We start from the raw sequence: 20,674 nt of genomic DNA on the forward strand, positions 1-20,674 counted from the left end.
AGGTCCGGCGACGCGAGGCCGCCGGACAAAGGCCGCGATCAAATCGCCGCCAGTTCCTGTTCCAGATCCGCCATCTCGGCACCACCCGCCATGAGCTTGCGGATGTCCTCATCGGCCAGTTCCTGCAAGGTTCCGGATCCAATAACCTTGCCCAGGGCAAGGAACGTGAAGCGGTCGGCCACAAGCTTGGAATGGATTTCATTGTGGGTGATGAAGATGATGCCGATGTCACCGCGCGCGCGCACGCGTTTGATGGTTTTCAGCACTTCCATCTGCTGTTTCTGACCCAGGGCCGATGTCGGTTCGTCCAGGATCAGAACCCGCGCACCAAAATAGATGGCCCGCGCGATGGCCAGCGTTTGACGCTGACCGCCCGACATCGTGCCGACCGCCTGCGTCGGGTCCGAGAAATCGATCCCGATCTTGAGCATCTCGTCATGGGCGATCTTGTTCATCTCGTCCATCTTGAGTGTGCCGAGCGGCCCCTTGATCTCGCGCCCCATGAAGAAGTTGCGCGTAATCGACATCAGCTGGTTGAGGGCGAGGTCCTGATACACCGTCCCGATCCCGGCCGAAGACGCGTCACGCGGCGAGCGGAAGTTCACCGGTTTGCCTTCGACATAGATCTGGCCGCCACTGGGTTGGTGCACCCCGGCCAGCGTCTTGATCAGCGTGGATTTGCCCGCGCCGTTGTCGCCCAGCAAGGCGTGGACTTCGCCCGGATAGATCTCGAGATCGACGCCGCCGAGGGCGATGAAGGGTCCAAACTGCTTTTGCAGGTTTTCGACGCGCAGATATGGTTCGGCCATGATCAGATCCCCCCTGTGATACGTTTGCGGATGCGTTCATTGGCAAACACGGCCGCCAACAGGATCCCGCCGAGGAACACGCGGAACCACGCGCCGTCGATCGTCGGGATGAAGAACACCGCGTTCGCCACAAGGCCGACGGTGATGGCCCCGAACACGACGCCGATAATCGATCCGAAGCCGCCCGTCATCAGGGTGCCGCCGACAACGGCGATGGCGATGGCAAAGAGTTCCTGAAGGTTGCCCTTGGCCGCGTCGGACGTGTTGGTGTCGAACACCTGGCACGCCGCGAACATGGTGGCGCAGAAGGCGGTGAACATGAACAGCCCCACCTTGACCCGGTTCACGGGCACACCGTTGGCGCGCGCGCTTTCCTTGTTGTCGCCGGTGGCATAGATCCAGTTGCCGATCTGTGTGCGGCTGAGGATGAAATACGCGCCCCCCGCGATGATCAGCCACCATAGGAAACGGGCGTCGAACCCGTCGACCCACTGTTCGCCGCGGCGGTTCAGGTTGCCCCCCAGCGCGAACCACAGATCGTAGAACCAGCCAAAGACCTCACCGCCGAGCAGGTCGGCAAACCAGCTGGTTTCCTTGTAGTCCGGCAGGCCCGAGATTTGCGTGGATTGGTTAATCAGGCGGAACGACACCTCGGTGACGCCGCGCATGAAGAAGAGAAAGGCGAGCGTCACGATAAAACTCGAGAGCCCGGATCGAACGACCACCGTACCGATGACCCACCCGATGGACAGCGTCATGGCCAGCGTGATGAAGAAGGCGAGGAAGGGCGTCGCCTCACCGAGGCCGAAAGGCAGACCCCATTTGAGCATCATGGCCATCGACATGCCGGCAAAGCCGATCATGGACCCGATGGACAGGTCGAATTCGCCTGCGATCATCAGCATGGCAGCACCTGTGGCGATGATGCCGTATTGCGCGATGATCGCGATGTTGTTCTTGAGCCCCAGCGCGTTGAAGGCCTTGCCGTTCGACGCCATGGACAGGGCGATGATGATCACGATCATAACCGTGAACGACCCGATTTCCGGCCGTCTGATCGTGCGTTGTAACCAGGTTTCCTGTTGTAGCCTGTCGGATTCGCTGCGATCAGCCATCCTTCTCTCCTCAGAATTTTATGGATTTTCCCCAGATCGGCAGGCGCGCGTGGGGCGCCTGCCGAGTTGTCTCTGGATCAGGACTTAGCGGTCGACGCCAGCCAGTTCCTTGACAGCGGCCGCGTTGGACGCGTCCACAAAGCCGGGGCCCGAAGGAATGTTCGCGCCTGGCAGCAGGCCAGCGTGGTTGTTGTACAGGTGCAGCACGATGACCGGCATGTACCCTTGCAGACGCTGCTGCTGGTCGATGGTGAAGGCCGCGTCGCCCGCGTCAATCATGTCCATCACACCGGGGCTGAGGTCAAAGCACGCCAGGTGCACATCGGCGCCCACGTCCTTGATCGCCTTGTTCGCCGCTTCGCAGACGTGGGGACCAACGGCCAGAACGCCGTCGATTGTCTCGTCCGCTTGCAGGGCCGCAGCTGTCCGGGTTTCGATCTGTGCCGGGTCGTTGGACACGTCGATCATGTTCAGGTCTGCGCCCAGCGCGTCAAAGTAGCCGGAGCAACGATCGACCAGAGCGGTGTTGAACGCTTCCTGGTTGAGGCACAGGCCTTTGGTCACGCCTTCGGCCTTGGCACGGCCACCGGCGGCTTCGCCAGCGTCACGCTCGGGCTGACCGACGTGCATCAGCGCGCCCAGTTCAGCCGAGGATTCCAGACCGGAGTTGATTGTGACAACCGGAACACCGTCCGCAACGGCGGATTTGATGGCCGGGCCAAGCGCCGCAGCGTCGGGCAGCGACACGATGATTCCGTCGGGCTGCGAGGCGGCGGCGGCTTCGATCAGCTTGGCCATGGCGGCCATGTCACCGGATACGTCAAAGTTGTATTCCAGCGTCGCGCCAACGTCTTCGGCGGCGTCACGGCCACCTTTTTCAACGACGGGCCAGAACGGGTCTGTGCCCTGGGTGTGCGTGATCATCACATAGCGTTCGCTGTGACCGTCGGCATAGGCCGCGCCCGCGATCGCAGTTGCAGCGGCCAGTGCTGCAAACATTGTCTTCTTCATTAGGGTCTCCTCCCAAAGATGGTGCGCTGACGCGCCAAAATGTGCCGTTCATCGACAACAGTGCGTACCCCTTCAACCGGGGCTTGATCTCCGCACCCCTCCTCGAGCGCGGCGATGACCTTTAGAACGCCTCTTGGGTGCCGCTATGTCAACAACAGTTTTCGTTATTCCCCCAAGACTTGCCAATTTTTTTCCGTTCTCGAATTAAATACCTGTCTTGACCGCGACTGCGTCTCAAAAAATCGGGGGAAGAACGCCGTGAGGACACCGAAAACGGGCGCTGAAAAAACGAATCACTTTGACGATCCGCCTTAGGTTAGGGCAGTCGGCGGTCGAACAAAGAGGAATTTGGGTCAGCCCTGCTGCCACGTATCCGGCGACTGGAAGGCAGACAGAGGGGGGTGCGCCCGGTCGCGATCCGACAGGATCGGGGTCTGAACGGGCCAGTCAAAGCCGAAACTGTCCCACGCGATGCCCGCGTCATGGCTGGGCGCGTGCACGGTTTCGACGAGGTACAGGAGACTGCTGTTGTCGGCATGGGCGCAAAAGCCGTGGGCGATGCCCTTGGGCAGGATGACGCAGTTGTCGCCCGCAGGCGAGAGGCGGACGTGATCGACTGCGCCGTACCCGTGTCCTTGCCGCAGGTCCAGAATAACATCGGTCACCTCACCAGACAGGCAGACCACGACCTTGGCGTGGTCATGCGGCGGGGTCTGGAAGTGCATGCCGCGCAGGACGCCCGCGTGGGATGTGGTCACGTACATCTCGCGCAGGGTGATGCCCGGCACCATCGTGTCGAATGTGGGCTGGTGGAACAGCTTTTGAAACCCGCCCCGCGCGTCGGACATCACCGGCAGTTGCCCGGTAAAGGCCCCCGGGATCGCCATTGGCCGCATGTGCAGGTTCATCACGTGTCCTTTCGCGAGAAATAGGCGCGCAGCCCGTCATCCAGCGGCACGCGCGACGACCAGCCCGCGAGGCGCGGCGCGTCGGGCCAGATGCCGCGCAGTCCGGGCGTGTCGGGGCGGGTATCTTCGAACCGGCAGGCAAAGGCGGGCGCGACCTGTGCCACGCGGTCTGCAACGGCGCCCACGGTCGTGGTTTCGTCGTGCAGCAGGAACGCCGTTTCCACCGTGCCTTGGGTCAGTGACGCGGTACGCGCCGCTGCGGCGAGGATCCCCTCGATCACGTCGGAGATATAGAGCAGGTTGATCGGTTGCGCCCGCGCGCGCAGCGCCATCTCGCGCCCGTCGCGCCACGCCGCGCGCATGGCTCCCAGCAGCTTGCCACGTGTGTCGTCGCCGCCGAACGTGTCGTTGAGTTTGAGGTTGATGCCCGCACATGTTTCGGTCCGGGCGTAGTAAGACAGGGCCGCGGCGTTGGCCGCCTTGAGTTCGGCATAGAGGTTGGCGGGTGTCGCGGCGCCCTTGTCCGAATATTCCCATGAGGTGCCGATATTGACGATGCGCGCCTGCCCTGCGTGGCACGCGGCCTCAAAGATTGTGAGGGGAAATTCCAGGTTACCAGCAACAAGCGCCGGGATGTCTGTAGCGCTGTGGCGGCTGACAAAGTGTCCGGCGATGCTCAGGATGATGGGCTGTGTCAGGTTCGCCAGTTGCGCGCCCAGATCGGCGGCGTTGGTCCAGGGGCGGGCCATGTCGGCGCCGGCAATCGGCGTCTGTTCGACCTGTGGCCGTCCGATCAGAAAGGGCCGATGCCCCGCATCGATCAGCGCCGCAACGAGATGTCGCCCGACATAGCCGCCATGCCCTGTGACACAGAGCGTGTGCGCCGACAGCGCGTCAGGAACGTCTGGCTTGAAGGGCAACATAGGCGTCAATCTGCGCTTGGGTCATTTCGCGCACGGCGTCAGGATCGTGCGCGTCGTAAAAGTGGCGGTACCAGTCCACCGTCCAGTCGATCGTCTGCGGCAGGTCCAGCACCGGCGCCCATTTCAGGGTGTCCAACGTGTCCTGACTGTCGATGTCCAGCGTCTTGGCCTCTTCCCAGTCCTGCGCGTCGGTGGTGACCTGCACCTGTGCGCCCGCGCCCCAGGCCTGTGCCATCAGATCCGCGACGCGGCCGACCTTTTCATGGGTGTTGGCCACGGGGCCAAAATTCCAGGGCCGGGCAAATTGAGCGTCCGCCGCCATCGCCTCGACCAACGCGAGGTAGCCATAGAGCGGCTCGAGCACGTGCTGCCAAGGTCGCGTGGCCATCGGGTTGCGCAGGGTCAGCGGCGCACCGGCGGCAAAGCAGCGCGCGCCGTCCGGCACCAGACGGTTGAGCGACCAGTCGCCGCCGCCCACCACGTTGCCCGCGCGGGCACTGGCCACACGCACTGGCCTGTCGGCGGGAAAGAACGAGGCGGCATAGGCACCCACGACAATCTCCGTGCCCGCCTTGGACGCGGAATAGGGGTCGTGCCCGCCCAGCGGGTCGGTCACCTGAAATGCGCGTCCGGAATTGTCGTTGCGGTAACATTTGTCAGATGAGATCACGAGGACCTGCGCTGGCCGGGTCAGGGCGCGGCATGCCTCGAGCAGGTGGACAACGCCCATGACGTTCGTTGCGAATGTGCCGACCGGGTCGTCGTAGCCCTCGGATACGATGGGTTGCGCGGCGAGGTGCAAAACGACGTCCGGTTCGGAGGCGATCAACGTATCGCGCAGATGCTGCGCGTCGCGGATGTCACCCACGTGGTGGGCCAACCGCTGCGCCAGCCCAAGCGCATCAAAAAGCGCGGGATCGGTGTTTGGGGCCAGAGAGAACCCGGTGACCTCGGCCCCCATCTGCACCAGCCAATGGGCTAGCCAGCCGCCCTTGAACCCGGTGTGCCCGGTCAGAAAGACACGCTTGCCCCGCCAGAAATCGGCGGTGACATGTCCGCGGGTCACGTGTTGCGCCATGGTGGATTTCCGCTGTCCCACATTGCCTCGAGCGTGCGTTTGTCGCGCAGCGTGTCCATCGGCTGCCAGAACCCGTCGTGATTGAAGGCGCGCATTTGCCGGTCGGCGGCCAGCCCGCGCATGGGCCCCTGTTCCCAGATCGTGTCATCGCCTTCGATATAGTCGCCCACCCCCGGTTCGAGCACAAAGAACCCGCCGTTGATCCGATACTGGTCCGAGGCGATCTTTTCGCGGAAATCGGTGATCTCGTCCTGCGCGTTGATCTCGAGCACGCCGAAACGGCCCGGCGGGGTCACGGCGGTGGTTGTGCACAGTTTGCCATGGGATTTGTGGTAGGCGACGGATTTGGTGATGTCGACGTCGCTGAGCCCGTCGCCATAGGTCATGCAGAACGTCTCGCCCGGCGCGACATAGGACAGCGCGCGTTTGATGCGGCCACCGGTCATGGAGTGCAGGCCCGTGTCGATCAGGGTGACGTTCCAGTTTTCCGACCGCTGTTTATGCACCTCGACGGCGCCTGTGCCGACCTGCACGGTAAAGTCCGACAGGGTGGCCGCGTAATCGAGGAAGAATTTCTTGATATAGTCGGCCTTGTACCCGAGGCAGATGATGAAATCGGTGATGTCGTGCTGCTCGTAGAGCTTCATGATGTGCCACAGGATCGGGCGGCCGCCGATCTCGACCATCGGTTTGGGGCGGGTGTCCGATTCCTCGGCCAGCCGTGTCCCGAACCCGCCCGCGAGGATCATCGCCTTCATGCGGATTGCTCCTTGAGCACGTCGATGATCGTGTCGGCCATATAGTCGAGCATTTCGTCGTTGATGCCCGGCCAGACGCCGACCCAGAAGCTGTCGTGCATCACCTTGTCCGTCACATCGAGCGATCCTGCGACGCGCATCTCCTGACCCATGAAGGCGGGCTGCTTGAGCAGGTTGCCACCAAAGAGCAGGCGCGTGCCGACCTTGCGGTCTTCGAGCGCGCGGGTGATCTCCGACCGTTTCAGCCCGGTGCCGTCCTTGAGCGTCAGCAGGAAGCCGAACCACGAGGGTTCGGATCCGGGCGTGGCCTCGGGCAGGTGCGCGAACTCTTCGACGCCGCGGGCGCGCAGGCGGCTGGTCAGACCGTCAAAGTTGGCATTGCGCGCCTCGATAAAGCGGCCCAGCTTGTCCAGCTGGCTGACGCCCAGCGCGGCCTGCATGTCCGACACTTTGAGGTTATAGCCCAGGTGGCTGTAGATGTACTTGTGGTCATAGCCGTGCGGCAGGTCGCCCAGCTGCCAGTCAAAGCGTTTTTCGCAGGTGTTGTCCTTGCCCGGTTTGCAATAGCAGTCGCGGCCCCAATCACGGAAGCTTTCGCAGATGCGGCCCAGTTTCATCTGGTCCATCAGGATTGCGCCGCCCTCGCCCATTGTGATGTGGTGCGCGGGATAAAAGCTGAGCGTGGCCAGCTGGCCAAAGGTGCCGACGCCCTTGCCGCCGACCTTGGCGCCAAAGGCGTCACAGCAATCTTCGATCAGGAACAGGTTGTGTTTTTCGGCCAGCGCGGCGATGCGTGGGGCGTCAAACGGGTTTCCCAGCGAGTGTGCGATCATGATCGCCCGCGTCTTGGGGCCAATCGCGGCCTCCAGCGCATCGACGTCCACGTTGTGGGTGGTCATGTCGATATCAACAAAGACGGGGATGCAGCGGTTCTGGATGATCGGCGCCACGGTCGTCGGGAAGCCGGCGGCCACAGTGATCACCTCGTCGCCGGGTTTCAGTCGGTCCTTGCCCAGCTTCCACGAGGTCAGCGTGGAAAAGGCGAGCAGGTTCGCGGCAGAGCCGGACACGGTCAGCTTGGCCAGCTTTTTACCGAACATCTTTGCCAGTTTGCTTTCGAACTCCTCGCCATAGCGGCCGGTGGTCAGCCACATGTCGAGAGACGCATCGATCAGGTGGGCGCAGTCGTCCGCATCCAGCACCTTGCCCGAGGGCGGGATATAGGTTTCGCCCGGCACAAACGCCTTGGGCGCGTGGGTTGCGTCAAAATAGGCACGGCTGGCCGCAAGAATGTCGTCTCTGTTCACCCGTGGCTCCTTTGGTCATGATATCTGGCGGTTTGCCCCTGCGGGCGCAGGTCTTCAAGGTCTGATACGGCAGGAGGGCGGAATTGTCACTGTCGGGTCAATCGACGTGGCGCAGGGTCTTGCGCAGGCTGCGCCGCATCCGGATCGACATCAGCAACGCACGTGGCGACGAGAACCGCGACCAGGCGTCAAAGCCCGGTGTCTCGATCAGGCGCAGCATATAGGCGCGGCGGGCGATCTGTTTGTCGATGATCCGCGCGATGGCCTGTTCACCGACCGCGACACAGTCCATGTGCCGTTGCCGCAGCGTGGAGAGGTTCAGCGCAAAGATCCCCGCCAGCTTGTCCATCCGGTCCCGTTCGGTCGCGGTGTCGCCCAGCGCCGCGCTGTGCGACAGGCCGACACCGGTGCGGTAGCGCACCAGCGGTTCGGGCACATGCGCCACGCGGCCCGCAAGCAATGCACGGAAATAGAGGATCAGGTCATCATATGTGTTGGTTTCGACAATCGGGCCAAAGCGGTCCATCACCTCGTGCCGCCATGCGCAGGTCGCCCCGATACACAGCGCGAACATGCGCGCAGCATCCTGCGCCGTCAGCCCCTCCAGCTCGGGCTGGACCGACCAGACCTTGTCCAGCGACGCGCCATCGGGGCCACATTCCATGACATCCGAATGGACCAGCAACGCCTGCGTCTCGGCCGCAGCACGGGCCAGTGCCGCCGCCCGGTGCGGCACGGACACGTCGTCGCCGGGGTTGTAAACGATCAGTGCGCCGCGGCAGAGGTCAAACGCCTGATTGACGTGGCCGATGAACCCCAGACCGGGGGCCGCGTTCTGGTTCAGGCGCACCTGATGCGGGCCGTCATAGGCGTCGGCCATCTGCTGCATGACGGCGAAAGTACCGTCCGACGACCCGTTGTCCGACAGGATGATTTCGAGGTTTGGGTAAGTCTGCGCCAGCGCCGCGTCGATGGTCGGGCGGATGATGTCCGCCTGATTGTAGCCAAAGATGATGAGCGACACCAAGTCGCCGTCCCGGAAGGGCACGGGCGGGTCGGTCACTGCGGTGGTGGTCTCGTTCGGCATGGCGCGGTCCTTTAACACATTGGATATGCATCAGGCTTTGGCCTTGGGCAACTGGTGTGTCGTGTGACATCCCGAAACCGAATTGAATCCTTGCGAACTGGCCCAAGACCTGTACCACTTTTACACGAGGGCCAGACCGGGGGGGACCATGGCGCAAGACAGCAATCCTGAGGACGGCACCAAACCGGTGCAGTTCATTCTGAATGGTGAGCATGTCACCCTGACGGATTTCGCGCCGCATGGCGTTCTGATTGACTATCTGCATCAGGCCGATGTCGGACTGGCGGGTCCCAAGCTGGTGTGCGGCGAGGCCGGGTGCGGTGCCTGTACGGTCATGGAGACCGTCTGGGACGAAACCGAAGGTGCCTTTGTCAAACGGGCCATCAACTCTTGCGTCCGCCCGCTTGCATCACTGGACGGGTCCATCATCACGACCACCGAAGGCATCGGATCCACACGGACCGGTATGGACCCGGTGCAATATGCGCTGGCGGCACATAACGGATCGCAATGTGGCTATTGCTCGGCCGGGTTCGTGATGAACATGTACACATTGCTGCAAAACCGCCCGGACGGCCTGACCGAGGCAGAGATCGAACAAAACTTTGACGGGCATATCTGCCGGTGCACCGGGTATCGCCCCATCCTGGACGGGTTCAAGACCTTTGCCGACGACTATACCCCGCCCGCCACGCCGCAGGCGATCGAGGTCGCCGAGGACTATGCCCCGATCGTGAAATCGCTGGAGGCCGCGGACCCGCCGCCGCCGCATTTTGTCGGGTATATGAAGACACCCAACCTGGCCATCTACCGTGAGGACGCCAAGACATACGCGCGGGCCACGGACCACGAAACGCTGACCGGCATTCTGGGCGAGGTCGGTGTGGAGCCGCAAGGCACGCGGCTGGTGTCCGGCAACACCAGCATCGGCATCTACAAACCGGTATCCGTACATGGCGAAACCGCGGTCGCGCCGCCCAACCTTGTCGATGTAAGCCGGGTCAAGACGATGCAGAGGCTTGATTTCGCAAGCCCCGAGGATGTGCACCGCGCCGGGTTGAACGTGGGTGCGGGCACCACGCTGAGCCAGTTGATGGCCAAGCTGGAGCACGAGATCGCCGAGGCCCCCGAGGGGCATTTGCGCGCCTATGAGGGCATTCTGAAGCATCTCAAGGTGGTGGCGAACCATCAGGTGCGCGCGGTCGGCACCGTGGGCGGCAATATCGCGATGGCGGTGAACCACGGGTTCGTGTCCGACGTCATCGTCCTGTTTGCCGCGTTGCACGCGCGCATGTTCGGCACGCTCCACGGGCATGACGGGGATCACCGCAATTACGAGGTTCTGGACATCCCGACCAATGCGGATCTGGGCGGGATGCTGGTGTACGCGTATTTCGATCTGGACGGCGGCATTGGTCCGAACTGGTATTTCTCCAGCCACAAGGTCCGGTCGCGGCCCGACAACGCCCATGCCATCGTCAACAATGCCCTGTCGGTCGAGGTCGTCGATGGCGAAATTGGCCGGGTGTCACTGGTCTATAACGGGCTGACCCCGGTTCTGAAGGATGGTGCGCTGGTGTCTGTGGGCGGCAATCCCGCCTTTCACGCGGTGCGCATGACCCATGTCGAAGAGGCGCTGACAGGCATGTCCTGGGACAACAGCGCGTTGCAGACCGGGCTTGATGCGCTGGACGCGCAGCTGGACGAGATCCTGCCCACTGACCTTGCGCCGGTCGAAACGGTCACGTGGGCCTATCGCAGGTCGCTGGCGCGGTCGCTGTTCTTCAAGGCGTTTGTCGAGATTTCGGATCAGCTGGGCCTGAATGTCCCGACCGAAGATGCCAGCGCCGCCGGACCGATCCAGCGCGGCGTGTCGCGGGGGCAGCAAAGCTATAACGACTATCCCGATGTTCTGCCGTTGTCGGCGCCGATCCTGAAGCTGTCGGCGTTCATGCAGACCACGGGCGAGGCGGAATACATCCAGACGATGGGCACGCCCGCCGACACGTGGGAGGCGGCCTATGTCTATTCCCGCGCGCCGCTGGGCACGTTCCGGTTCGTGAACACCCAAGGTGATACGGTCACCCCCGATCTGCTGGTCGAGGATCTCCGGGCGGCGGGGCTGTCGACGCTTTTGGGCATGATCACCTATGATGATGTGCCGAACAAGGCGGGTAATTGGGCGGGCATGGGTGCGGACGAGCCGTTGTTTGTTCCCTTTGAAGGGGCCGAGATCCCGGCCGGCATCCTGGCCGCTGCCGAGGCGCAACCGACATTCCAGCCGCGGGCGTTTACATCCTCGGGCGCACCCATGGCACTGGTCTTTGCCAAGACGCGCGAGGCCGCGCGGCAGTTGGCCGCGTATATCTGGCACAACCACGTGGTCGAGACGCCCATCGACAACCCCATCCTGACGCTGGACGAGGCGCGGGCGCGCAAGTCGATCTTTGAGAACCTGCCCGTCACCAACCCGACGATGGCCCGGATCGAGGCGATCACAAGGCCCGGCAGCAACACCGACTGGCTGTCCGATCCAAAAGGCACCGACTTGCAGGGCTGCACCGTGGTCAGTGGCCATCATCGCACGGGCGCGCAGAACCATTTCTATCTGGAAACGCAGACCACGGTGGCCGTGCCGGGCGAAAACGGCGCGATGACGGTCCACGCCTCGACCCAGAACCTTGCGGACAATCAATACGGGGCCGCACATGCGCTGGGCGTGTCGGCCAACAAGGTCGCGGTGAAACTGCTGCGCGTGGGCGGCGGCTTTGGCGGCAAGCAGATGCGTACGGCCTTTACGTCCTCGGCGGCGGCAGTTGCGGCGGCGGCGCTGAACCGGCCCGTGCGCCTGATGCTGGACCGCAACACCAACATGATCATGCAGGGCAATCGCCACCCGTTCGAGGCCGATTACAGCGTCGCCTTTGACGCAAAGGGGCGCATTCACGGGCTCAAGGTCGACTTTGCATCGGACGGGGGCTGTACTTATGACATCTCGTTCAACGTGATGGATTTCGTGCAGCTTTTGGCCGAGAACGTCTATGACATTCCGACCTGGCGCACGACCGGCACCGTTTTCCGCACGAACAAGATTTCGTCGACCGCCTATCGCGGGTTCGGGATCATCCAGTGCATGAACATCATGGAAGGCATAATCGCCCGCGTCGCCCACGAGCTGGACAAGCCGGTCGAGGATGTGCGAGCGCAGAACCTCTATGTCAAAGGACGCCCCGTGTCGGGGCCGTTCTGCCTGAGCGCGCAGGCTCTGAGCGCGATCAAGACGATGGAGATCCTGCCCGACGCCGATTTCGAAAAGGTCGCGGACCTGGCCCACACCGAATATGCGTCCGAGACGGAGTTCCGCGCGGCGTTGTCAGGTACGGCCAACCTGTCGCCCGCGCAGCTGTTGATGATCCTCGACATGGCCACGCAAGCGCACGGGTTCACGCCCTATATGCAGCCGCTGGACAAGTTCAACCTCGACACCACCTACCTCGCCCTTGTGCGGGATCCGGAATATGCCGAACGGGTTAAGGCGGTGGAGGCGTTCAACACCACGTATCGCTGGAAGAAACGCGGTCTCTATTCCATGCCGCTCAAGTACGGCAATGCGTTCACCGGGCCACGCGGTGCGCTGAATCAGGGCGGGGCCTATGTGGTGGCCTATTCCGATGACGGATCGGTTCTGGTGCGCCATGGCGGGGTCGAGCTGGGCCAGGGCATCCAGACACAGATGGCCCAGATCGCCGCGCATACGCTGGGGATTCCGCTGGACAAGATCCAGATGGGCACCACCACGACCGAGGTTGTGGGCGATGCGGCCCCCACGGCGGCATCGACGGCCTCCGACCTGAATGGCGGCGCGGTTGAGCTGGCCTGCAAGGACCTGCGCGCGCGGCTTGAGGACATGTGCCGCAACCTTGAGCAATACAGTTACCGCGACATCCAGACCAACCGGACCCCGGCCGAGGCGGGGTACAAGGCCATGGTGGAGGCGGTGGTGAACAACTGGCGCACCCGCTGGGCAGAGTGCTGGGACATGATCATCGCACTGGCATTCCAGAACCGGATCAACCTGGCGTCCAGCGCGCGCTATGCGGTGCCGGATTATACCGCCGTCGATGGGCGGCACCCGATAGGCAATCCGTTTCTCTATCACCTCTATTCTGCCGCCGTGTCCGAGGTGGAGCTGGACGTGTTGACGGGCGAGTGGAATTTCATCCGCGCCGATATCCGTGGCGACATCGGCAAGTCGCTGAACCCGCTTTTGGATGTGGGCCAGATGGAGGGGGCGTTCATCCAGGGCCTCGGATACTTGACGACCGAAGAGATGCTGTGGCAGACGTCGGATCAGGCGCCCATCGACGGGTTCGACAACGGCGCGCTGCTGACCTACGGGACTTGGGCGTACAAGCCGCCCACCATCAATTCCATCCCCGAAGATTTCCGCGTCAGCATCGTCAACAATATCGGCGAGACCGCGACGGGCATGAACGAAACCGGCCCCGCCCCCGCAGATTCCGGGGTCAAGGCCTCCAAGGGGGCCAGCGAATTCGCGCTCGTCCTTGCCAACTCTGCCTTTTATGCGCTGCACGCAGCCGTGACCGCGGCGCGCAAAGACGCGGGTGTGACCGAATGGGCCGAACTTCCTGCACCCGCAACAGTTCCGCGTTTGCAGACGGCCTGTAACCCGAACCGTGATCAGTTTTGCCTAGGTGATTGAAAAAATTTTATCCTGAACGGAGACTAAGATGACCAGAACGCCCTTGCTCGTGACCCATGATGGGTCGGTCGATGAATTTGCCTCGATTGCGCTGCTGTGCGGGTCGGATTTTCTGGAAAATTACGAGATGCAGGGCATTGTCGTCATCAATGGCGACACGCTGGGTGAGCCGGCCTATTGGTGTACCAAGCGAATCCTGAACATGTGTGGCCAAGGAGATGTACCTGTCGGGTTGAGCGCGGCACGGGCCATCAACGGGTTTCCGTGGGCATACCGCCAGTTTCCGCTGATCCTCAACACATTGCCCGCCCTGCCCGAGATCGATGGATTGGAGCAGCAGGACATCGTGGATGGCGACGCGCTGCTGGCCGATATCATGACCAATGCAGGTGACGGAGAGTTGGTCGTGCTGCATCTGGGCGGGCTGACACCGTTTGCGCAGATCGCGGGCGATCTGAACCTGTGGCACAAGGTCAAGTCGATGTACTGGATGGGCGGCGTGGTCGACGATGTTGCCGGAAACATCGACCCGGGCATCGTACCCGGCGCGCCACCCTTTTCGGAATGGAACGTGTTCTTTGATCCGCCTGCCGTTCAGAAGGTCTATGACAACTGCCTACCTGCGCCGATCTACCAGTTCCCGCTGAACGTCACCAATGCCTACCCCAACAGCGCCGAGTGGATCCGGACCAACCTGAACCCCTTTGCGCGCGATCATCAGGTCGTTGATTTTCTGGCCAATGCCTATGCTGCGGTGGTGCCGCAGGGGGGGGCGTCGCTGTGGGATGTGGTGACCACCATCGGGCTGATGAACGGGGACCAAAAGTACTTTGGGTACAAAGAGTATCGTGTGTACGTGGAATCCGCCTATGGCGCCAATCAGGGCCGCATCATGGAGGCGACGTCCGGCGGCGGCAGGGCGATCAACATCGCCACACCCAATGCCAAGGCAAGTGTCGTAAGCGATTATGCGCTGGAGCAGTGGAAATCCATCCCGAACTACAACCGGTAAGCCGGAGACCGACCAGATGCGCATTCTCAACATGTTTCAAGCGGGCGCAATCGCTATCACCCTGTCATGCAGCGCGGCCATGGCGGACGAGATCACCATGACCTTTGGCGATTCTACACCGCCCTATGCCTTTGTCGACACGGCCAACGGGATCGAGGTGGATATCATCCGCGAAGCGCTCGCCCATCGCGACCACAGCCTTGTGCCGCAGTTCGTGCCCGCCGCCCGCGTCGAGCGCCAGTTCAAGCAGGGGTTGGTCGATGCAGCCTCGAAGGATCCGGGCCGCACGCTCGAAGGGCCGGATGCACATTATGGCGACGTGTCAGTCGAATTCTTTGACATGTTGATCACGCTTGCCGACCACAATCTGACGCTGGCTGAACCTTCTGATCTGGACGGGTTACAGGTGATTTCATTCCAGAACGCGCACAAGTTCTTTCCCGACTGGTTGGCACCCGTGCACGCGGACGGACGGTTCGAGCAGACGTCTGATCAACGGGTGCAGGTTCTTGCGCTGGTGGATGGGCTGGCGGATGTGGCCGTGGCGGACAGGAACATCTTCAACCACTTTGCCAGGGCGTGGGCCGAAGAGGAGGCGCAGGAGCTGCCCGTTCTTGAGTTTACACAGTTTCAACCGCCGCTTCAGGTGCGCCCGGTGTTCCGCAACGCGCAGATCCGCGATGATTTCAACGCGGGCCTCAAGTATCTGCGGGAGACCGGACGATACGAAGAGATCCTGGAGACGTACCTAAATTAACACTTTCACGAGTTTGTTATGTTGACCGGACCGAGATAGTTACCCTTGCCCCTTATCGAGACGTATAGTCTCGGCGGTGGCAGAATAGATCTGGGGGAGCACAGATGAGACATTCAGTACGCGCGCTGCGCGGATTTGCGATCTTTGCCATGGCCATATGCGTCTGGGTGCAAAACGCGCGCGCCGAGGCCATCACGATGACATTTGGCGCTTCCATTCCGCCATATGCCTTTCCAGACACGGCAAGCGGGATCGAAGTGGACATCATCCGCGAGGCGCTGGCCCTCAAGGGTCACGCGTTGGAGCCCGTTTTCGTACCCGCCCGGCGCATCGCTTTCGAGTTCATTCAGGGCAAGGTCGATGCCGCCTCAAAGGATCAAGGCGAAGACCTGACACAGCATGGGGGCCTCTATGGTGACGTGTCGGTCAAGTTTCAGGACGTCATCTTTTCGCTGGAAGAGCGCGGCCTGAGCATCAGTGACCCGGCCGATCTGGAACAGCTGCGCGTGGTCGCGTTTCAGAATGCGTCCAAGCACTATGCCGACTGGCTGTCCCCTCTCGAAGGGGCCGACAATTACACCGAAACGGCGGACCAGACATTGCAGGTCAAGATGCTGCACCGCGGGCGGGCGGACGTTATCGTCGCGGATCGCAATATTGTCCAGTACCTGACCAAGCTGGTGGCGCAGGAGGGCAAGATCGGGATCAAGCCGGTGACCATCACGAATTTCGCCGACCCGTGGGGATACAGGCCCGTCTTCAAGACCGAAGCGTTGCGCGACGATTTCAACGCTGGATTGGAAACGCTGATCTCATCGGGACGGTATCAGGAAATCGTCGACAACTACGTCAACTGACATGTGCCTTGGGAACCCGGATTGAACGTCATTGCCATCACCTTTGAATTGCCGGGTCACCCCCTGTGAAACCTGCTCGGTCTATTCCAAGCCTGCGGACGATCCGTGCCAAGTTCCTGTTTGTCATTGTCCCGCTTGTGCTGGCGTCGATTGTCGTTGTTTTCGGATTTTTTGAATACAATGCGGATCGGCGTGCGGGGCTGCAACTTCAGGGGCGGCTGGACCAACTGTTGACCATGCAGAGCCGGGTGTTGTCGCGCCCCCTCTGGAACCTGTCCGAAGAACAGATCGAACTGATCGTGTCCGCAATCGAGGTCGACGACGCGGTGCTGGCCGTCATGGTTTTTGACGAAACCGACAGTCTGATGGCGGCCAAGGGCCAGACCGACGACATGGCGCAGAACCGATACTATGGCACGCGGGAGATCGTGCAGGCGACGGCAACCGGGCAGCAGGTGATCGGAACCCTCGCCATTGCCCTGACCGACAATGCCATCCGGGACGAACGCAACACGCGGCTGGCTTTTGCCGTTGGTCTGGCGGCGGTTCTGATGGTGGCCATCATCATCAGCGCCCTGATCGCCAACCGGCGCACCATTGGCTTGCCCCTGGAGCGCCTTTTGGCCTCGATCAACCAGTTGCGCCGGGGGCAGGGCCGTATGCCGGTGGATTGGACCAGCGATGACGAGATGGGCGAGGTCATCCTTGCCTACAATGAGATGTTGGACCGACAAGAGCGCGACGAACGCGACCTGCGCACCGCCAATGACGAGCTGGAAGAGCGCGTCGAACAGCGCACGCACGAACTGTCGGTTGCGAGCCAGCAGCTGACCGACGCCATCGAAAGCATGTCCGAGGGATTTGCCCTCTACGATGCGGATGACAGGTTGGTTCTGTGCAACACCACATACCGGGAAAAGATCTTTACCGCGCCGTCCGAGCAGTTGCGCCTTGGGATGTCATTTCAGGACGTTATCGCGCTTATCGGCCGCTCGGGCGCGGTCAATTCTGCGCAAGAGGATCCCGAAGGCTGGGTCAGGGACCGACTGGCCAGCCACGGCACGCCGGGCAAACCAGTGCTGGAACAGCGCAACGACGGCACGTGGATACAGATCACCGAATATCCCACGGCAGACGGGGGCATCGTCGGCATCTATTCGGACCTGACGGAGCTCAAACGGCTGTCGGTGGAGCTGGAGGACGCCAAGAACACGGCGGAAAGCGCGAATGAGGCCAAGAGCACATTCCTTGCCACCATGAGCCACGAGATCAGGACGCCGATGAATGGCGTCATTGGGATGTCAAACCTGCTGCTGACCACCGATCTAGACGACGAGCAGCGCGATTTTACCGAAACCATCAACCGCTCTGCCGAGGACCTGCTGACCATCATCAACGACATCCTCGACTTCAGCCGCGTCGATTCCGGCAAGCTGGACCTCGAGCACATGCCGTTCGATCTGCGCAGCTGTATCGAAGAAGCAGTGGATCTGGTGGCCGTGATCGCGGCGGAAAAGGGCCTCGACCTTGCCTATCTGATGGAGCCCGACGTGCCGCCCGTCATCATCGGCGACCCCACGCGCCTGCGGCAGGTGATCCTGAACCTTCTCAACAACGCGATCAAGTTCACGGAAAAGGGCGATGTTGTGCTGGCGGTGAAATACGGCGGCGCGGGTCAGGCGCCGGGCACCCATGGGCTGCAATTCTGTGTGCGCGATTCTGGCATCGGCATTCCGGCGGACCGGATGAACAAGCTGTTCCAGTCGTTCAGCCAGGTCGACGCATCGACCACGCGGCGCTATGGCGGCACCGGGCTTGGCCTCGCGATCTCGCAAAAGCTGGTCGAGCTGATGGGCGGACGCATCTGGGTCGAAAGCGAAGTGGGCAAAGGCACGATCTTTCACTTTGCCATCGATTTCGAGGCGGACGAAAGCCAGCAGTCCATCGAGGCCAGCGGCGCGCGCGCCGGCTTGGCCGGCAAACGGTTGCTGATCGTGGATGACAATGCCACGAACCGCCGCATTCTCGATCTGCAAACACGCGAATGGCAGATGCAGACGACAATTGTGGAAAGCAGCGCCGAGGCCATGGCCGCCCTGCAAGGTGGGGCCGCGTTCGATGTCGCCATTCTTGATCTGTCGATGCCGGGCGAAGACGGGTTGACCCTTGCGCAACGGATCCGCGCGTCCGCATCCCAATCGGATTTGCCGCTGATCCTGCTCAGTTCAATCGGACGCACGGTCAGTGGACGGCAGGACGAAATCGACGCTGTGGGATTTGCCAATGTCCTGCAAAAACCGATCAAGCCGTCACCTCTGCTCAATGCGCTGCTGACGATTTTCGCGGCGACCCCGATCAAGGCGGACACGTCCGCATCCCGCCAGACCAAGCTTGATTCCGAGATGGCCGAACGTGTGCCCTTGCGCATACTGCTGGCCGATGATCACGTCACAAATCAAAAGCTGGGGCGCATGTTGCTGGCGCGCTTAGGCTACCGGGCGGATGTGGCATCAAACGGTGTCGAGGTGTTGGAGGCGCTGCGCGTGCAGGCCTATGACGTGGTGCTGATGGACATCGAGATGCCCGAGATGGACGGCATGGAAGCGACCCGCAAGATCCACGAGGAATGGGGCAGCAACGCGCCCAGGATCGTGGCCATGACAGCCAACGCCATGCGGGGCGACCGCGACAAGTACCTGTCGCTTGGCATGGATCAGTACATCTCCAAGCCGATCCGCGTCGCGTCCCTTGTCCGCGCGCTGGAGGCAATCGCCCCGAACAGCAAGGTATCGGAGCCTGTCGCAGAGGCGGCAGTCACTGCGCCCACACCCGACACGCTGCTGGACGAGGCGGCGCTGACCAATCTGATGGATGTTATCGGCGGGGATGCGGCCGCGATTGCGGAATTGATCGACAGCTTTATCACCGAGGGCGACAAGCTGATCAAGGCGCTGCATACATCCTATGCCGGTGACGACGTGGATGCGTTGCGCCGCGCGGCCCACACGATGAAGGCCAGCGCGGCAGACTTCGGGGCAAAAGCCCTGACAGAACAGTGCCGAGAGCTGGAAAAACGCGCGCGGGCCCATGATCTGACCCAATGTGACGCGCTGCTGGCCGATATCGACACCGCCTATCGCGCGACGAAAACCGAATTGACCAAACTGCGCAGTGAATGACCTGAACCCATGGACGACATGACACCTTCTCCGCGCATCAGCACCGTCCTTGTGGTCGACGACAACATGACCAGCCGCCTCAAGATGTCGATGGCGGTCAAGCAACTGGGGCACCGCACCGAAACCGCACAGGATGGGCAGGACGCGCTGGAACAGTTGCGCGGCGGCAGCTTTGATCTGGTGCTGCTGGACATCGAGATGCCGGTGCTGGACGGCTATGGCGTGCTGGGGGCGATGAAGGCCGATCCCGGTTTGCGCGATATCCCCGTGATCGTGATTTCCGCTGTCGACGAGATGCAGAATGTGGTCAAGGGGATCGAACTGGGCGCGCAGGATTTCCTGCCCAAGGATTTCGACCGTATCCTGTTTCGTGCACGCGTCGGTGCATGCCTGGAACAGAAGTTGCTGCGCGATCAGGAGGCCAGCTATCTCGCGCAGATCGAAACCGAACGGCGGCGTGCCGACGACCTGCTGCATGCGACATTGCCCCCCGGTGCCGTGAGCGAGCTGAAGGCAACGAATGCGGTCAAACCCCGCAGGTTCGAAGATGTGTTTGTCTTGATGGTCGATGTGGTCGATTTCACGGACTACTGCGACAAGAACCCGCCTGAACTGGCCGTGCGCCATTTGCAGAACCTTGTCACAAGGTTTGAGGAAATCACGTTGGATCACGGGCTGGAAAAGATCAAAACCATCGGTGACGCCTATTTGGCGACCGCTGACCTGTTGCAGGCCAATCCGGATGGTGCCCTTGCCACGGCGCGTTGCGCCTTGGACATGGTGGCGATCGCGGGCGAAGTGTCGGACGGCTGGCAGGTGCGGATTGGCATCCACACCGGCCCAGTGGTCGCCGGGGTCATCGGGCGACATCAGCACCTATTCGATATCTGGGGCGACACGGTCAACACCGCCGCCCGCGTGACCTCAATGGCCGCGCCCGACACTGTGTTTGCCAGCGCGCGTGCGTGGGAGCGCATGGAGGGGAGGTGTTCCGGCCATCCTCAGGGGGCGTTGCCCGCCAAGGGCAAGGGCACCGTCGAGGTGCATCAGATCGACGGATTGGTCGGCTGATTAGGTATAAACGTTACGAATTTTATGCTTCGCGTGAACTTCTGTAACATTTAAATTGCGCGACGACTGCGTTGCGCCT

The 20,674-nt window shown here is 61.9% G+C and carries 15 protein-coding genes; 6 read left to right on the forward strand and 9 right to left on the reverse strand.

Annotation, left to right across the window (positions count from 1 at the left end; genetic code table 11):
* Positions 1-38: 38 nt before the first annotated feature.
* The 9 genes from Q0949_RS11740 to Q0949_RS11780 all read right to left on the reverse strand — a co-directional run bounded on the left by Q0949_RS11740 (position 39) and on the right by Q0949_RS11780 (position 8,996).
* Positions 39-809 carry an ATP-binding cassette domain-containing protein gene (locus Q0949_RS11740; RefSeq protein ID WP_299372114.1) on the reverse strand — a complete coding sequence of 257 codons (771 nt, stop codon included), beginning with the start codon at positions 807-809 and terminating at the stop codon, positions 39-41.
* A gap of 2 nt (positions 810-811) precedes the next feature.
* The gene (locus Q0949_RS11745) at positions 812-1,924 is read right to left on the reverse strand and encodes an ABC transporter permease (protein ID WP_299372117.1); all 1,113 of its coding nucleotides are present in this window, start codon (positions 1,922-1,924) and stop codon (positions 812-814) included.
* Positions 1,925-2,008: 84 nt separating this feature from the next.
* Positions 2,009-2,935 carry a sugar ABC transporter substrate-binding protein gene (locus tag Q0949_RS11750; RefSeq protein WP_299372120.1) on the reverse strand — a complete coding sequence of 309 codons (927 nt, stop codon included), beginning with the start codon at positions 2,933-2,935 and terminating at the stop codon, positions 2,009-2,011.
* A 353-nt stretch (positions 2,936-3,288) separates the two neighbouring features.
* A complete protein-coding gene (locus Q0949_RS11755) occupies positions 3,289-3,843 on the reverse strand; it encodes a dTDP-4-dehydrorhamnose 3,5-epimerase family protein (RefSeq protein ID WP_299372123.1) in 555 nt (184 codons plus the stop codon).
* Positions 3,843-4,766: an NAD(P)-dependent oxidoreductase gene (locus Q0949_RS11760; protein ID WP_299372126.1), complete on the reverse strand. Its 924-nt coding sequence runs from the start codon at positions 4,764-4,766 to the stop codon at positions 3,843-3,845. The genes Q0949_RS11755 and Q0949_RS11760 overlap by 1 nt, the downstream gene beginning before the upstream one ends.
* A complete protein-coding gene (gene rfbG / locus Q0949_RS11765; RefSeq protein WP_299372129.1) occupies positions 4,738-5,844 on the reverse strand; it encodes a CDP-glucose 4,6-dehydratase in 1,107 nt (368 codons plus the stop codon). The genes Q0949_RS11760 and rfbG overlap by 29 nt, the downstream gene beginning before the upstream one ends.
* Positions 5,829-6,602 (reverse strand): glucose-1-phosphate cytidylyltransferase, encoded by a 774-nt coding sequence (rfbF, locus tag Q0949_RS11770; RefSeq protein WP_299372132.1) that lies wholly within the window; start codon positions 6,600-6,602, stop codon positions 5,829-5,831. The genes rfbG and rfbF overlap by 16 nt, the downstream gene beginning before the upstream one ends.
* Complete coding sequence (gene rfbH / locus Q0949_RS11775; protein ID WP_299372135.1) at positions 6,599-7,909, reverse strand: lipopolysaccharide biosynthesis protein RfbH; 1,311 nt, start codon at positions 7,907-7,909, stop codon at positions 6,599-6,601. The genes rfbF and rfbH overlap by 4 nt, the downstream gene beginning before the upstream one ends.
* Before the next feature lie 97 nt (positions 7,910-8,006).
* The gene (locus Q0949_RS11780) at positions 8,007-8,996 is read right to left on the reverse strand and encodes a glycosyltransferase (RefSeq protein WP_299372138.1); all 990 of its coding nucleotides are present in this window, start codon (positions 8,994-8,996) and stop codon (positions 8,007-8,009) included.
* 148 nt (positions 8,997-9,144) lie between these two features.
* On the opposite strand from Q0949_RS11780, the gene Q0949_RS11785 reads away from it, so the two are divergent.
* The 6 genes from Q0949_RS11785 to Q0949_RS11810 all read left to right on the forward strand — a co-directional run bounded on the left by Q0949_RS11785 (position 9,145) and on the right by Q0949_RS11810 (position 20,595).
* A complete protein-coding gene (locus Q0949_RS11785) occupies positions 9,145-13,719 on the forward strand; it encodes a molybdopterin cofactor-binding domain-containing protein (protein ID WP_299372142.1) in 4,575 nt (1,524 codons plus the stop codon).
* Positions 13,720-13,747: 28 nt separating this feature from the next.
* Positions 13,748-14,731, forward strand: coding sequence for a nucleoside hydrolase (locus tag Q0949_RS11790; protein ID WP_299372145.1), 984 nt, complete (start codon positions 13,748-13,750; stop codon positions 14,729-14,731).
* A 16-nt stretch (positions 14,732-14,747) separates the two neighbouring features.
* Entirely contained in the window at positions 14,748-15,488 is a 741-nt protein-coding gene (locus Q0949_RS11795; RefSeq protein ID WP_299372149.1) for an ABC transporter substrate-binding protein, read from the forward strand.
* A 104-nt stretch (positions 15,489-15,592) separates the two neighbouring features.
* Positions 15,593-16,345: a transporter substrate-binding domain-containing protein gene (locus Q0949_RS11800; protein WP_299372152.1), complete on the forward strand. Its 753-nt coding sequence runs from the start codon at positions 15,593-15,595 to the stop codon at positions 16,343-16,345.
* 65 nt (positions 16,346-16,410) lie between these two features.
* Positions 16,411-19,524 carry a response regulator gene (locus Q0949_RS11805; RefSeq protein WP_299372155.1) on the forward strand — a complete coding sequence of 1,038 codons (3,114 nt, stop codon included), beginning with the start codon at positions 16,411-16,413 and terminating at the stop codon, positions 19,522-19,524.
* Between the two features lie 9 nt (positions 19,525-19,533).
* Positions 19,534-20,595 carry an adenylate/guanylate cyclase domain-containing protein gene (locus tag Q0949_RS11810; RefSeq protein WP_299372158.1) on the forward strand — a complete coding sequence of 354 codons (1,062 nt, stop codon included), beginning with the start codon at positions 19,534-19,536 and terminating at the stop codon, positions 20,593-20,595.
* The last annotated feature ends 79 nt before the right edge of the window (positions 20,596-20,674 follow it).

Source organism: uncultured Tateyamaria sp. (genome assembly GCF_947487805.1).
Lineage (GTDB): Bacteria > Pseudomonadota > Alphaproteobacteria > Rhodobacterales > Rhodobacteraceae > Tateyamaria.